Source organism: Segetibacter sp., assembly GCF_025963695.1.
In the GTDB taxonomy this organism is placed as follows: domain Bacteria; phylum Bacteroidota; class Bacteroidia; order Chitinophagales; family Chitinophagaceae; genus Segetibacter.
Window position 1 is genome coordinate 1 of record NZ_JAOQAH010000083.1, and the last position, 15,382, is coordinate 15,382.

The window sequence follows — 15,382 nt, forward strand, 5'->3', positions numbered from 1 at the left end:
TTGTTCAGGCTTTTGCCCTCTATTACATCAGGTATAGTACGTGGAAAGGGCAAAGAATGTATTTAGAAGATCTTTTGGTTACAGAAGAACTGAGAGGTAAAGGAATAGGCACTTTACTTTTTGATGAGTTAATAAAAGAAGCCAAAGAAAAAGGATTAAACGGAATTGTATGGCAGGTTTTAGAATGGAACGAACCAGCAATTCAGTTTTATAAAAAACTGAACGCTTCTTTTGATTCGGAGTGGGTGAATTGCAGTGTAAATGTAGCCTCTACGTAATCGGTTCATAAAGCATAACACGAAAAAAGTTAAATAGAATTACTGCCTGATAAACGAAATGCGACGCAACTAAAGTTGATTATAGATTTTATGCTTGTACCAAAAATTGCTTTTAAAATTTTAGTTTGGCGACACGTTCGATGAATTTTCGAACTGCTAACTAACTCCACTTACCACCGCATCCTTAAAAATTTTATTTACAAGCCCCTGTAATACTTTACCGGGGCCGACTTCTGTAAAATGTGTTGCACCGTCTGCTACCATTGCCTGCACTAATTGTGTCCATCGAACAGCCCCGGTCAATTGATTTATAAGGTTTGTTTTTATTTCTTCAGGATTGGTAATTGCTATAGCAACTACGTTTTGATAAACAGGACAAATAGGTTCTGAAAACTTCGTTGCTTCTATTGCTGCTGCAAGCTCTTCTTTTGCAGGTTTCATTAAGGGGCTATGAAATGCGCCGCCTACGGGCAAAACCAAGGCTCGTTTTGCACCTGCTGCTTTCATTTTTTCAATTGCAATCTCAATCCCTTTTTTACTGCCGCTAATTACCAGTTGCCCAGGACAATTGAAGTTTGCCGGTACCACTATTTCGCCCGTGTCTTCCATGATATCCTTGCAAATTGCTTCTACTTTGGCATCATCTAATGCAAGCACCGCAGCCATTGTGGAGGGATTGATTTCACAAGCCTTTTGCATTGCGCTTGCACGAATACTTACCAGTTTTAGTGCATCTTCAAATTCAAGCGTTTTGTTTGCAACAAGTGCCGAGAACTCGCCGAGTGAATGACCGGCAACCATGTCGGGTTTAGCATCGGGGATTGTTGAATACGCTATAACGGAGTGTAAGAAAACGGCAGGCTGGGTTACACTTGTTTGCTTTAGATCTTCATCAGTTCCTGCAAAAAGCAAGTCTGATATTCGGAAACCTAAAATCTCATTTGCCCGTTCAAAAAGAACTTTAGCGCTATTGTTATTCTCGTATAAACTTTTGCCCATCCCGGAGAACTGGCTTCCCTGGCCCGGGAAAATGTATGCATGTTTCATCAGTGAATTTTTAACAGAAGAATTAATGAAGTTTTGAAGAAATCAGTTTCAAGAACTCATTTCTTGTAGGATACTTTTCGAATTCTCCTGAGAAAGCAGAAGTAGTTGTTACAGAGTTTTGTTTTGATACACCGCGCATCATCATACACAGATGTGAAGCCTCGATTACAACTGCTGCACCCAGTGGTTGTAGTGACTCAACGATGGCATCAAGTATTTGTGTTGTCAATCTTTCCTGAACCTGTAATCTTCGCGAATACACATCAACTACCCTCGCCATCTTACTAAGGCCGGTAATCCAACCATTAGGAATATAGGCGATGTGTGCTTTGCCAAAAAAAGGCAACATATGATGCTCGCACATGCTATATAATTCTATATCCTTTACAACTACCATTTCACTTACATCTTCGTGAAATTTGGCAGAGTTTAAAATTGCCTGTGCGTCTTGCTGGTAACCCTGGGTAATGAATTGCATTGCTTTCGCCATTCTTTCCGGCGTTTTCAGTAATCCTTCCCGGTCAGGGTCTTCGCCCAGTAAAGCAATACTGTCCCGGTAAGTTTTCATCAGGCCCTGGGTAACATTTTCATCGTACTCCTCTAATTTATTATATGCCATAAGGTACTTTTCTAGCTTTTTTAGATGTTTCTTTATGCCGGATATTCTACAAAATTTCGTTCGGTCTCATATAAACGCACCTGCAGGTCTAGCGACGCATCTAACTTTTCTCTTAATATTTTATAAATAACTATCGAAATGTTTTCTGCTGTTGGGTTCAATTGCTCAAACTCTTTACAGTCCATATTTAGGTTTTTATGATCGAACCGGTTCAAAACATGCTCCTCAATTAGCTGGCTTAAAGTACCAAGGTCTATCACAAATCCGGTATCAGGCGCTGGTTCCCCAACCACTTTTACTATCAATTCATAATTATGCCCATGGTAATTAGCGTTGTTGCATTTGCCAAAAACCGATGCATTTTTATCATCATCCCAGCAAGCATTATTTAGCCGGTGTGCTGCATTAAAATGTTCTTTTCTATATACTGCTACTTTATTACTCATGTAAAATGTTGAAGATGTAATGAAATCGTTATAGGCACCTAATCACCAAAATACTCCACGTAAATTCTTGGCGTCTCATAAAGCTTCACGCAATGCAGCTTCACATGCATTGGCAAATAACGTTGCAATTGTTTCCAGATCTCCATAGCCAGCGTTTCAGTGCTGCACATTTTGCCTTCCAAAAAGTCAACATCCAAATTCAGGTTTTTATGGTCCAGCTTTTTAATAACGTGTTCCTGTATCAACTTGCTGAGTTTCTTCACATCAAATAAAAAACCTGTTTCAGGGTTGATATGACCTTTAATAGTTACATACAAATCAAAATTGTGCCCGTGCCAGTTCTCATTGGCACAAACGCCGAAAAGCTCTTCATTTTTTTCTTTACTCCATGAAGGGTTGTATAATTTATGAGCTGCATTAAAATGTTCCAATCTTGTCAAATAAACCATTCCACACTAATTTTCACCAAAGGTAATATTTGAAAGGTAAACGCTTGTCCACTTACTTCCATATGCGACCTTTGTGTTGATGAAAGTGGTAATTACCTCTGCAACAGAGAATGAAATAGATCAAATAAAGCGAACCGTTAACGTAATCAGCATTAGAGAAAAAACCGGTATTCAAATTCATTTTCACATTTGTGGTGTCGGTTTGTTGTCTTCCTGCTTTTCTATTTCGAAACTGATCTTCGAACAAAAACCAAATCTGATAATTCAGGCCGGAATTGCAGGAACCTTCGATAACCATATTGGAACTGGAAATGTTGTGGCGGTTAAAGATGAAGTGTTGGGAGATGTGGGGGTGGAAGAAGACGGAGCTTTTAAAGACCTTTTTGATCTAAACCTTCAATCAGAAAATTTGTTTCCTTTTACCGAACGAAAACTTCATAACAGGTTTCTTGGTGGTTTGAATTTTTCGAAATTGCAAGAAGTAACGGCTATTACCATAAATGAAATAACAACGAGGCCGACTCGAATAGAAGCATTGAAATTAAAATACCAACCAATTATTGAATCGATGGAAGGAGCTGCGCTTCACTATTGTGGTTTGCAAACTTCTACCCCTTTTATACAAATACGGGCAATTAGCAATTACATAGGCGAGCGTGACAAGTCGAAATGGAAATTTAAAGACGCCTTTAATAATTTGGCTGAAGTAGTGTCGGGATATATTGATCAATTAAATAACGAACAGATTACAACAATATAAAGTAAGGAAGTATGAAATTTACGATCGGCTTTAGCCCATGTCCAAATGATACTTTTATTTTCGATGCGCTGGTAAATAATAAAATAGATACCGAAGGATTTGAATTTGAACCAGTGCTTGAAGACGTGCAGACTCTAAACAAGTGGGCCATCGAAAAAAGGTTGGATATAAGTAAGATTAGCTACGGAGTTTTGCCACTGGTGCTAAAAGATTATGTGGTATTAAACAGCGGCGGTGCGTTAGGTAAAGGAGTTGGCCCTTTATTGATTTCAAAAAATGAGGTTAAGGATGTTGCGAATGAAATAGAGAATCTAACAGTTGCAATTCCGGGTGAAAACACAACCGCGCACGTGCTGTTTTCTTATGCATTTCCCTCTGCTAAAGGCAAACAATTTCTTGTTTTCAATGAAATTGAAAATGCAGTGTTAACCGGACAAGTGGATGCAGGAGTTATCATTCATGAAAACCGGTTTACCTACCAGGACAAGGGTTTAATAAAACTGATGGATCTGGGAGCGTATTGGGAACAAACAACCGGAGCGCCCATTCCACTTGGTGGAATAGTTGTAAAAAGAGGTATGGAAAAGCCTGTTCAACAAAAATTAAACAGGCTAATAAAAAAGAGCGTTGAATATTCTTTTGAGAAATATCCTGCGATCTCTTCCTATATCAGCAGTCATTCGCAGGAGATGAGTGAGGACGTTATGCGAAAGCATATTGATCTGTACGTCAACAATTTTTCAATTGCCTTAGGTGATGAAGGCAAACAAGCGGTAAATACATTTTTAGAAGTTTATTCAAAAGTTCATCAAAGTTGTTTCGCCAAAGAAGAGATTTTTGCAGAGGGATGACAAGGGAAAACCTTTTTAATTTCTGGATGTAAATGCAGTTTGGGCCACGCGGCTGTACTTATTGCGACTTTTGTTGCGTCGCACACTTCCTCTGAAGGTAATTCTATTAAACCCTTTCATTTGCTTGTGTGCAGTTTTTGTTGCATGTTTCCGATTGTTCGGATTTTATGTATTTGTTCGGTTCTGTTTGAACTCCCGGGTTACAAAAACGTCTGGATAATAGGATTTGTCGGCTCCAAAGATTTTCACCTGTATCTCAAAAAGTTGCCAATTCACTTGGAGCCTGTGATTTTAATTCATGTTGAATATATTCTTCAACTGAAAGATTTTTATCAGAAGTAACCGATCTCATTCTAACACTTCTTTGTTCAAAATATACTATTTGTCCTATTCTTTAAGCATCATATTCTAATACCGGTCTCAGCCATCTTTCAACCTCTTCAATATCCATATTTTTGCGGTTTGCATAATTTATTACCTGGTCTTTTTCAATTTTTCCAATACCAAAATACTTACTTTCAGGATTTGCAAAATACCAGCCGCAAACAGAAGAAGCGGGATACATTGCCAGGCTTTCTGTAAGCTGAATACCGGTTGCATTTGTAGCATCCAACAAAGCAAACAACTTATATTTTTCAGTGTGGTCAGGACAGGCCGGGTAACCGGGGGCCGGACGGATACCTTGGTACTTTTCTTTGATAAGGTCTTCGTTGGTCAGGTTTTCTTCTTTTACATAACCCCAATATTCGGTTCTGGTTTTATGATGAAGTAATTCTGCAAATGCTTCAGCAAAACGGTCGGCAAGCGCCTGTAAAGAAATTTTGTTGTAATCATCGTGTTGCTCATTAAAGCGTTTTATATGCGGCTCAATGCCATCAATTGTAACTGCAAAAGCACCGATATAATCCTGTAAGCCAGTTTCTTTTGGAGCAATAAAATCACTTAAAGACATATTAGGCTGTCCTGCAGCCTTCTTCACCTGCTGTCTTAATGATTCAAGTTCTACCACTATTGACAGTTCATCAGTCACCGTTATCGTATCCTTACTGTCAGAGTTAGCAGGCCAAAAGCCTATGACGCCTTTGGCAGTCAGCCATTTTTCTTCGATGATTTTCTTAAGCAGCGCCCGGGCATCATTATACAATTTTGTTGCTTCAATACCGACCTTTTCATCATTTAAGATTTGCGGAAATTTTCCATGAAGTTCCCAGGCAATAAAGAATGGCTGCCAGTCTATATATTCTGCAATTTCTTTTAAATCATACCCGATAAAACTCTTGGTTCCTATGAACGAGGGTTTAACTGGCTGAAAATTACTCCAGTCCAACTTTACCCTGTTATTTACTGCCTGCTCATATGGTAGGTAGGCTTTCATTACTTTTTTACTGGCAAAGTCTTCTTTAAGCTTCCTGTATTCTTCTTTAATTCCTTTTAAAAAAACCGGTTTTTGTTCTTTGCTCAGTAAAGACCCCGCAACGGTCACGCTTCGGGAAGCATCTAACACATGCACAACTCCTTCATCATATTCCTGGGCAATTTTTACAGCAGTATGCATACGGCTGGTAGTAGCGCCACCAATCATTAAGGGGAGAACCATATTCTGGCGCTTCATCTCGCGAGCTATATGAACCATCTCGTCAAGCGAAGGAGTGATCAACCCGCTTAAACCAATAATGTCTACTTTTTCTCTTCTTGCGGTTTCTAAAATTTTATCTGTAGGAACCATTACACCAAGGTCAATAATATCGTAGCCATTACACCCTAATACTACGCCCACAATATTTTTACCTATATCGTGTACGTCGCCTTTTACAGTAGCCAATAATATTTTGGCAGCTCCTGCACCTTCTTCGTTTACGGTGCCTGCAGCAATGTGAGCTAGCCTTCTTTCTTCTTTCTCAGCTTCAATAAATGGAAACAAGTAAGCAACACTTTTCTTCATTACCCTGGCACTCTTTACCACCTGGGGCAAAAACATTTTTCCCGCTCCGAAAAGATCGCCTACAATGTTCATCCCATCCATCAACGGACCTTCAATAACATCCAGTGGCTTCGGGTATTTTTGTCGGGCTTCTTCAGTATCTGCTTCCACATAATCGGTTATTCCATTTACCAGTGAATGAGCAAGCCTTTTCTCAACAGGATATTGGCGCCATGCTTCATCTTTTACGGTTACTTTACCTTTTGCTTTTACCGTTTCTGCAAAAATAATGAGCGCTTCCGTTGCCTCGTTATTATCGTTGTTGCGGTTTAGTATTACGTCTTCACACAGATCTTTTAGCCTCGGTTCAATTTCGCTGTACACCTGCAATTGGCCTGCGTTTACAATTCCCATGTCCATTCCCGCCTGTATAGCATAATAAAGGAAAACGGCATGTATTGCTTCCCTAACATGGTCGTTACCTCTAAATGAAAAGGAAACATTACTTACCCCACCGCTTATTTTTGCGAGTGGCATTTTTCGTTTTATTTCGCGGGTCGCTTCAATAAAGTCAACAGCGTAATTGTTATGTTCTTCAATACCTGTTGCAATGGCAAATATGTTGGGATCAAAAATAATTTCTTGCGGTTCGAAGCCTACCTGCTCGGTCAAAATTTTGTAAGCTCTTTCGCAAATTTCAATTTTTCGTTGCTTGGTATCAGCCTGTCCTTTTTCGTCGAATGCCATTACAATGACTGATGCCCCATAGTTTTTACAGGTAAAGGCTTGCTCAATAAACTTTTCTTCGCCTTCTTTCATGCTGATCGAGTTTACGATGCATTTACCCTGTACGCACTTTAGACCCGCCTCTATGATTTCGAACTTGGAGCTGTCAATCATTATAGGAATCCTGGCGATGTCGGGCTCTGCCTGCAAAAGATTGAGGAAGGTGGTCATAGCACTTACGCCTTCAAGTAAGGCATCATCCATGTTTACGTCGAGTATTTGCGCACCGTTCTCTACTTGCTGACGTGCCACTGACAGCGCCTCTTCGTATTTGTTTTCACGAATCAGGCGTGCAAATTTTTTGGACCCTGTAACGTTTGTACGTTCGCCGACGTTTACAAAATTCGTCTCTGGTCTAATAACGAGTGGTTCTAATCCTGAGAGACGTAAGTAAGGTTTTATAGTTGTTGAAGTCATTTGTTTTTTACTTTTCTATTTGCAGGGAAACCTATTTCATTTCGGGCTTTTCTTTATGAACTAATGATTTTTTTAAGCGTAGTGAAGATTATTTGTACTTCCTTGTCTTTTGTAAATAGTGCCTGGTCTAATCTTCTCCAGCTTTATCTATAGTTCCTTATTATCAAATAAAATTTGCTTCATTCTTGTATAAACGCGAATGATTTAAATATTTACCTGGATAGCTCTTCTTAAACGTAAAATCGGTGAGAGCATAGCCATACCTGGGCTGTAAACGCGAAAGGTGTTTTACAGCCCTCCATTTTTCATCTTTTAATTTAAAGATAAAATCTCCTGAAAATCTTGTGATGTTTCTTTTTAACTGCTTGATTTAGTACTTTAATTCCACCCATTTCTGCTAAATCCCTATCCAGCATTACTTTCACTCCCCGAAGAACAAAAACCTTTTCGATGATTACTGCTTCAGAAATTTCTTGCACAGATAGCGACTTTGCCATAAGTAATCTTCATTTTGTTTGAAGCCACAATTTTCGACTTCAGCATCATCCCATCGTATCGTATCATTGTTTGATCTCACAATTCGTAATGTCAAACGCTTTTTTAAAGTTTTTATGAAGGGGACTAATTAACACTATTGAACATTGTTGCGTCGCACACTTGTAATTCTGGTTCCTAAGCAACAACTTAAAAGCGTTCGCATCATTCTCCCTGGAATAAGGTCGATTCCACCACCGGCAATTGCCTTGGCTTAAAATCTCTTACATAATCTGCAATATGTTTAATATGATCAGGTGTTGTGCCGCAGCAGCCACCTACAATGTTTACAAAACCTTCTTGCGCCCACTCTGCAATAATGTGTGCAGTCTCATGTGGCTGCTCGTCATATTGGCCAAAGGCATTTGGTAAACCTGCATTAGGATATACTGATGTATAACATTCGGCTATCTGGCTTAACTCTTCTACATGTGGACGCATTTGAGTTGCACCGAGGGCGCAATTAAGGCCAACACTTAACGGGCTTGCATGACGGATAGATGTATAAAAAGCTTCCAATGTCTGCCCACTCAAAGTTCTGCCCGAGGCATCAGTTATAGTGCCGCTGATCATGATTGGTAGTTCGGGCAGCTTGTTGTCGCGGAAGAATTTTTTTGCAGCGTAAATAGCCGCTTTCGCATTTAACGTGTCGAAGATTGTTTCAATCAACAGTATGTCTACTCCACCATCAACTAAACTTTTTATTTGTTCGGTATAAGCTGTTGCCACTTCATCAAAAGTAACTGCGCGGTAACCTGGATTATTTACATCTGGTGACAGGCTTAAGGTTTTGTTTAACGGGCCAATAGCGCCTGCTACCCACGCATTCTTTCTGTCTTTTGCCTCAGGTGAAGCAAGAAATTTTTCAATTGCATTTCTTGCACACTTTGCTGAGGCGGTATTCAACTCGTATGCTAAAGACTGCATGTCGTAATCAGCCTGGGCAATAGTAGTACTGCTAAACGTATTTGTTTCAATAATGTCAGCACCGGCAATAAGGTATTGCAGGTGTATTTCTTCGATTATTTTTGGTTGTGTAATACTTAATAAATCGTTGTTTCCCTTTACGTCGGTATGCCAGTTTTTGAAGCGTTCGCCCCGGTAATCTTCTTCCTCAAGTTGGTAGCGCTGAATCATTGTGCCCATTGCTCCATCGATTATAAGTATCCGTTTTTCCAGTTCTTGTTTTATATCCATAGTCTCATTTTTTTCATGATGCATCTAGCAAAACATGAACGATGAATAGTATTGTTATATTTGAATAGTGCGACGCAACGATGGTAAAAAGAAGTTGTGAAGCCGACTTCAAAAAAAATTTTTAGACTGTAAACGAGGACATTCTGGAAATGAATCAAGAGTGAGATCGTTTATTAGTTCAATTGAAACACTAAATCAGCAGGTTGAACAATAAACAAATCCGCCTGCTAAGGAGGACAAAAATATGGTAAAATTTTTAAACGCTGAACCGCGGGGAAGATTAAGGATTCAATAGGCTAATCGTATGTACAATCAATCGTAATCTCAACGGTGTCAGAAATCATTTTACTGGCGAGAGAGCCTCCAATGTTATAATCTTTTCTAAGAACTTTAAACTTGCTTCGGGCTATGGCCTTACCTCCTTTTATTTCGATGGTTCCGTTTTGTACAATTTCCCTTGTTATTCCATGAATAGTCAGGCTTCCTTTTACAACAGCGTTGTACACGCCGTCTTTTGCAAAATTGATATCTCTGAAATTAGTAATAGTTCCTTTAAAATAAGCTTTAGGTATTTTATCGCTGTGCAGGTAGTCTTCGTTGAAGTGCTCTTCCATTAAATCGTTCTCGAAATGAAAATCTTTAATGTTCATTTCGAAATTATACTGGCCGGTTGCAGTAAAAAGCTGGCTTGTAACGGCATTGTTTTTAGCTTCTATATCCTCCAACGGAGCACTTGAAAAAAACGTAACTCTGCCGGTGTGTGTATTGAAAACCTTTTGAGAAAAAGTTACTGCACTAATAGTAACGGCCAGTATGAGGAGGTAAAAGGTTTTCATTTTTTGTTAGTGATTTATTTTACTTCACATACTGCCCAACGGGCAAGCGGTTAGTAATACTTCTCGCAAGTGTCATTTCATCCGCATATTCCAACTCCCCGCCAAAAGCTATGCCTCGTGCAATCGTAGTTACTCTACAACTAAATTGTTGAATCTTTTTTTGAATATAGTAGATGGTAGTGTCGCCCTGGATATTAGGATTGAGTGCAAACATTAACTCTTCTGTGTCTTCCTTTTGTATGCGGCTGATAAGTGGTTCAATACTTAACTGGTCGGGTCCTACACCATCTAAAGGCGATATAATACCCCCTAGTACATGGTAAGTGCCATTATATTGTTGTGTACTTTCTATGGCTATTACGTCGCGAATATTTTCGACCACACAAATAAGGTGTTGGTTGCGGGAACTGTTGGCACAAATAGCGCAAATGTCTGCATCACTGATATTTAAACACCTTTGACAAAACTTGATATCCTGCCTCATACGTGAAATAGTATTACCAAATTGCAGCACTTCTGAAACATCTTGTTTTAGTAAATGCAAAACGAGACGCAGCGCAGTTTTTTTTCCAATACCCGGAAGCCTGGAAAATTCATTTACCGCATTTTCTAATAACGAGGAAGGAAGTTGCATTTTGTAAAAATACTTAGGGCCTTTGATAGATGAACGCGCCGTACTTTGACTTTAATACTTTCTGAAAGTTAAAGTTAGCCGGACTGGGAATTCCGTTAATTATATGAAAGGGCCAACTTTATCGGCATATTAAATTCTTATTGAAGCCTTTACTATTTTCATACATTATTAAAACAAAGAATAATGGCCCTAATCTGTGATAGTCGTTAAAGGGTAATTTCTGTCTGGTTTTCTGAATTTGCCCTGACTGACAATTTTGTGTTTGCGGTTATCACTATTTCCGGTTGTTCGTGCTTCCCGAAAAACTTACCTGGATCCCATTTGCCGTTCTTGTTGTTGTCATACAAAATACGAATGTCATACTCGCCGGGCTCATACAACTTCTGCGTCCACTCACTTTGACGAAGAGGGATGGAGTCGACCACTTTATCTGTTTTAACAATTTGCAACACCGGGTTCTTTGCAAGATCAAGGTTCTTAAAAAGCAGTTTTACCGTTCCGTAATCTCCTGTTCTTTTTGTGCTAAACCTGATTGTATCGTTTTTAGCCAAAGTAGTACCAGCAGAGTCCGCAAAAGCTTCTTTTCGAAGTATGATACGATACGCGGTATTTTCGGGCCACTTGTAAAGAAGGGTAAATCGGGTTTTACCAGTGTCTGGGATAATTGAATAATTTGCCACCACATTAGAGTCGGGTCCAAGGAGGGTGATTTTAGAACTATCGTAAGCAGTTATTTTTTTGTTGAAAGTAAGTTCGAGATTATTAAGAAGACTTTGCCTGCCATCTTCAAAGTTGGCCTGGTATCTTAATAGTTTGTCTTCTTTTGCTTTTCCGGTGGCAGGTGCAGGTCTTGGCCTTCCAGTACCTGTATCTATTTTTTCCAGTTGATAAGCATACAAAGTCACCGGCCTGTTATTAGAGCTGTTAATTGCAGTGTCAGCAAAAGCAAACGGTTTTGTTGTATCGTCATAGTGCTTTGAATACTCGTTAGGAATAGCATACATCGCAAAAGTTCCGGCCGCTATATTTTTAAATTGAAAGTTGCCCTTTCCATCTAGTTTCGCTACATATCGTGGTCTTTCTTTTACTACTGCGCTATCATCTAAATTTCTATGTAGCACAACAACCAGGGTAGTATCAATTTTACCTGTTTGGGCCAATACTACTTTTCCTGATACTGAATTTGTGTCCAAAGTGGGCCCGGTTGAAAAAAGATAGGTAAAGTTGGGCGCTATGTTTCCTTCATTAATGTCCCTTAGCGCATTTCCAAAATTTATGGAATAAGTAGTGTTAGGTTCAAGGGTGTCTTTAATTCTAACGGTAACTGTTCTAAAACGTGCATTAATAATTGGTGGACTAACGGGATTCGGAGAAACAAGAACGTTTTCATATGCATTCTGAATTTCAACAAACTCATCAAAATTCAGCGTGACGCGATTACCGGTAAAGTTTGTCATTGAATCTCTTGGAGCAGCGGTTACCAATACGGGTGGAAGAGAATCTCTTGGTCCACCGCCCGGGGGTATCATATTGGCGCAACCGGTCATAGCAACCATTGTAATGGCTGCTATGAAAACTGCAATAAGGTAAAAATATATTGGGGAAGTCTTTATCATCATGATTTTTGTTCGTTGCAAACTTAGCTGCAATTCTTTGTTACTATCCTGTAATCAAATGATTTATATGATTTTTAGGAAATGGGTTTTGAACGTGACTTAGTAAAAGTAAAAACAGGAAAAAACGAAAGATTACTTTTGAATTGCAGATTACTAAAATGGGCAATAGCTAGTATAAAGCATTAAAACTGACTGCGTTTGCTATTCAATTAATTTTATTTCGTTATTGTAGTTAAATACTATTTTTGCCGTTCATTAAAAAACTACGTCAAACGTTTGCTATGAGTGTATTAGTAAATAAAAACTCCAAGGTAATTGTACAGGGTTTTACCGGTACAGAAGGAACTTTTCATGCTACACAAATGATTGAATATGGCACTAACGTAGTTGGTGGAGTTACTCCTGGTAAAGGAGGTTCAACGCATTTAGATAAGCCGGTATTTAATACGGTAGCAGATGCTGTAGAAAAAACGGGCGCTGATGTAAGTATTATTTTTGTTCCACCGGCTTTTGCAGCCGATGCTATTATGGAATCTGCTGAAGCAGGTATTTCACTGGTTGTTTGCATTACTGAGGGAATACCGGTGCAGGATATGGTGAAGGTTAAAAATTATTTGCAAACTAAAACTACCCGCCTGATTGGTCCAAACTGCCCAGGTGTAATAACAGCAGACGAAGCCAAAGTAGGTATTATGCCAGGGTTTATTTTCAAGCGCGGCAAAATAGGAATTGTATCTAAATCAGGTACGCTGACTTATGAAGCTGCAGACCAGGCAGTAAAAGCCGGATTGGGAATTTCTACCGCCATTGGTATAGGTGGCGATCCAATCATTGGCACTACAACAAAAGAAGCAGTAGAACTCTTAATGAATGACCCTGAAACAGAAGGTATCATTATGATTGGTGAAATTGGTGGTGGAATGGAAGCGGAAGCCGCAAGATGGATAAAAGAAAACGGAACCAAGCCTGTAGTTGGATTTATTGCAGGCCAAACTGCACCTCCGGGTCGCCGTATGGGACATGCCGGTGCGATTATTGGCGGAGCGGATGATACCGCTGCTGCAAAAATGAAAATTCTTGCAGAGTGTGGAGTAAGCGTGGTGGATAGTCCCGCTGATATTGGTAAAACAATGGCAGAAGCATTAAAGAAATAATTGATTGAATATTTTTAAAAGGCCCGGCATTTAATGATGTCGGGCTTTTTTATGATTAACCGGTTCTTTAGCAATAGGGATAGTTTTTTTAACCAGCTACATAGCTGCTATTAAACATCGTTGCGTCGCACTTTTCAACATTATTATTATTATTCGTCGAAAGACGCACTTTTAGAAAGAATTATTTTAAATGAGCGAAGGTTTAAATATCAACCCCTCAATTAGCCCCTCTTTAGCTGAGGCGGAGCCCGACTTCCTGATAATTGGCCAGGGAATTTGCGGTACCTTCTTAAGTCATTATTTGATTAAGGCAGGTAAAAGCGTTGTTGTAATAGATGATAACAAGCCATTCTCGGCAAGTAAAGTAGCAAGTGGCGTTATCAACCCGGTAACAGGAAGGCGGATAGTAAGAACCTGGATGATTGAAGATTTACTGCCATTTGCCCTACAGGAGTATACAGCTTTAGGTAAGCAACTAGGTGTAAGCCTGGTGAAAGAATGCAGTGTGCTTGACTTTCATCCAAGTCTTCAAATGAAAGATGCATTTGAAAAAAGGCTGGAAGAAGAAAAGGAATACTTACACAAGGCAAACGAATTGCATTGGCAGCAGACTTTCAATTTTCATTTTGGTGTTGGTGAAATAAATCGTTGTTTACTTATTGATATCGATGCATTACTTACAAAATGGCGAGAGCAGTTGCAATTTCAAAATGCACTGATTGAAGAAACATTTTCGTCGGAAGAATTATCAATTGGTGATGGACGAATCCTTTACAAAAAACTTTCCCCCGGCAAGATCATTTTTTGCGATGGGGTTAGCGGAATAGATAATCCGTTGTTTAAAAATCTTCCTTATTCTCCTAATAAAGGGGAAGCCATTATTGCCAGAATTCCTGATCTTCCTACACAGTATATTTATAAACAGGGGTTAACTATTGTTCCGTGGAGAAATGACCTTTTTTGGATCGGTTCTACTTATGACTGGAATTTTACTGACACTTTACCTACCGGAGCATTTAGAGATAAAGTAAAAAATTTTCTTACCTATTTTTTAAAAATCTCTTTTGAAATTGTTGATCACATAGCATCGGTACGGCCTGCAAATATGGAAAGAAGGCCTTTTGTAGGGCTTCATCCCCAACAACGTAATGTGGGCATTTTGAATGGTATGGGAACAAAAGGATGCTCTCTTGCCCCATTTTTTGCTAAGCAGTTTGCAGACTTCCTGACCAGTAAAAAACCAATTGCTCCTGACGCTGATGTAAAACGATTTGAGAAAATTTTAGCAAGGAAAATGAATTGATAGCTCAAGCCCTATTTTTGGTAAAATAAAATTGCTATGAGCAACCGGGAAGAGACTTATGCGATACCAACCAAATTTAGAAGAATTGAAAATCTTCACATTCTTTTTTGGCTGCTAAAAGATTTAAGCTGGGCCATGCTGTGGAAACCCTTCGCTTTAATTATGATCGTTCCAACCATTGGTGCTGCTTTGCTTATAACCTGGCAAACCCGAAAAATCAGAAGTGAACTGCTTCATAACCTTGCTGTAGATTTCTGGATTATTGCAAATGCTTATTGGATGCTTACAGAGTTTTATTCTACAAATGACAACCTTCGGTTTTACACCATTATCCCGTTTTCGATTGGTCTTTTAATTATTGGGTATTACTACGTGGTAATAAAGCCAAAGGAGAAAAAAGTGAAAGAGTTATCGTAACAATAGAATCGCCGACTGCATCTATTCTTTTGGCAGAATTATTTTTGATTTTTGTAGGCTGAATAAAAATTTGATTGTACAAGAGTGCGACGCAAGAATGTTTAATAGCAGCAATAA

16 protein-coding genes are annotated in these 15,382 nt (G+C 39.1%); 6 read left to right on the plus strand and 10 right to left on the minus strand.

Annotated elements, in window-relative coordinates:
* On the plus strand, positions 1 to 278 hold a 278-nt coding region (locus JWR87_RS13610; protein WP_297820987.1), incomplete at its 5' end, for a GNAT family N-acetyltransferase.
* Positions 279 to 434: 156 nt separating this feature from the next.
* On the opposite strand, the gene fabD is transcribed toward JWR87_RS13610, so the two are convergent.
* From fabD to JWR87_RS13630, 4 genes are read right to left on the minus strand one after another with little or no spacing between them, the layout of a single operon-like run.
* Entirely contained in the window at positions 435 to 1,325 is an 891-nt protein-coding gene (gene fabD / locus JWR87_RS13615) for an ACP S-malonyltransferase (RefSeq protein ID WP_297820989.1), read from the minus strand.
* 22 nt (positions 1,326 to 1,347) lie between these two features.
* Positions 1,348 to 1,944 carry a GTP cyclohydrolase I FolE gene (gene folE, locus JWR87_RS13620; RefSeq protein WP_297820991.1) on the minus strand — a complete coding sequence of 199 codons (597 nt, stop codon included), beginning with the start codon at positions 1,942 to 1,944 and terminating at the stop codon, positions 1,348 to 1,350.
* Between the two features lie 32 nt (positions 1,945 to 1,976).
* The gene (locus JWR87_RS13625) at positions 1,977 to 2,390 is read right to left on the minus strand and encodes a 6-carboxytetrahydropterin synthase (RefSeq protein ID WP_297820993.1); all 414 of its coding nucleotides are present in this window, start codon (positions 2,388 to 2,390) and stop codon (positions 1,977 to 1,979) included.
* A gap of 38 nt (positions 2,391 to 2,428) precedes the next feature.
* Positions 2,429 to 2,839 carry a 6-carboxytetrahydropterin synthase gene (locus JWR87_RS13630; protein ID WP_297820995.1) on the minus strand — a complete coding sequence of 137 codons (411 nt, stop codon included), beginning with the start codon at positions 2,837 to 2,839 and terminating at the stop codon, positions 2,429 to 2,431.
* Between the two features lie 79 nt (positions 2,840 to 2,918).
* On the opposite strand from JWR87_RS13630, the gene mqnB reads away from it, so the two are divergent.
* Complete coding sequence (gene mqnB, locus JWR87_RS13635; RefSeq protein WP_297820997.1) at positions 2,919 to 3,599, plus strand: futalosine hydrolase; 681 nt, start codon at positions 2,919 to 2,921, stop codon at positions 3,597 to 3,599.
* An 11-nt stretch (positions 3,600 to 3,610) separates the two neighbouring features.
* Positions 3,611 to 4,450, plus strand: coding sequence for a 1,4-dihydroxy-6-naphthoate synthase (locus JWR87_RS13640; RefSeq protein ID WP_297820999.1), 840 nt, complete (start codon positions 3,611 to 3,613; stop codon positions 4,448 to 4,450).
* Between the two features lie 394 nt (positions 4,451 to 4,844).
* Here the strand turns inward: JWR87_RS13640 and metH are convergent, their stop codons facing one another.
* The 6 genes from metH to JWR87_RS13670 all read right to left on the minus strand — a co-directional run bounded on the left by metH (position 4,845) and on the right by JWR87_RS13670 (position 12,394).
* The gene (metH, locus tag JWR87_RS13645) at positions 4,845 to 7,574 is read right to left on the minus strand and encodes a methionine synthase (protein WP_297821001.1); all 2,730 of its coding nucleotides are present in this window, start codon (positions 7,572 to 7,574) and stop codon (positions 4,845 to 4,847) included.
* A 317-nt stretch (positions 7,575 to 7,891) separates the two neighbouring features.
* On the minus strand, positions 7,892 to 8,071 hold the full coding sequence (locus tag JWR87_RS13650; protein ID WP_297821003.1) for a hypothetical protein: 180 nt from the start codon (positions 8,069 to 8,071) through the stop codon (positions 7,892 to 7,894).
* Between the two features lie 202 nt (positions 8,072 to 8,273).
* Entirely contained in the window at positions 8,274 to 9,305 is a 1,032-nt protein-coding gene (locus tag JWR87_RS13655) for a homocysteine S-methyltransferase family protein (RefSeq protein WP_297821005.1), read from the minus strand.
* Positions 9,306 to 9,601: 296 nt separating this feature from the next.
* Complete coding sequence (locus tag JWR87_RS13660) at positions 9,602 to 10,141, minus strand: YceI family protein (RefSeq protein WP_297821007.1); 540 nt, start codon at positions 10,139 to 10,141, stop codon at positions 9,602 to 9,604.
* A gap of 19 nt (positions 10,142 to 10,160) precedes the next feature.
* Complete coding sequence (recR, locus tag JWR87_RS13665; RefSeq protein WP_297821009.1) at positions 10,161 to 10,775, minus strand: recombination mediator RecR; 615 nt, start codon at positions 10,773 to 10,775, stop codon at positions 10,161 to 10,163.
* A 206-nt stretch (positions 10,776 to 10,981) separates the two neighbouring features.
* Positions 10,982 to 12,394: an Ig-like domain-containing protein gene (locus JWR87_RS13670; RefSeq protein ID WP_297821011.1), complete on the minus strand. Its 1,413-nt coding sequence runs from the start codon at positions 12,392 to 12,394 to the stop codon at positions 10,982 to 10,984.
* A gap of 278 nt (positions 12,395 to 12,672) precedes the next feature.
* Between JWR87_RS13670 and sucD the strand changes: the two genes are divergently transcribed.
* From sucD to JWR87_RS13685, 3 genes are all read left to right on the plus strand, one after another.
* Positions 12,673 to 13,545, plus strand: coding sequence for a succinate--CoA ligase subunit alpha (gene sucD / locus JWR87_RS13675; RefSeq protein WP_297821013.1), 873 nt, complete (start codon positions 12,673 to 12,675; stop codon positions 13,543 to 13,545).
* A gap of 190 nt (positions 13,546 to 13,735) precedes the next feature.
* Complete coding sequence (locus JWR87_RS13680; RefSeq protein ID WP_297821016.1) at positions 13,736 to 14,848, plus strand: FAD-dependent oxidoreductase; 1,113 nt, start codon at positions 13,736 to 13,738, stop codon at positions 14,846 to 14,848.
* Positions 14,849 to 14,884: 36 nt separating this feature from the next.
* Positions 14,885 to 15,265, plus strand: coding sequence for a hypothetical protein (locus tag JWR87_RS13685; protein WP_297821018.1), 381 nt, complete (start codon positions 14,885 to 14,887; stop codon positions 15,263 to 15,265).
* Positions 15,266 to 15,382: the final 117 nt, after the last annotated feature.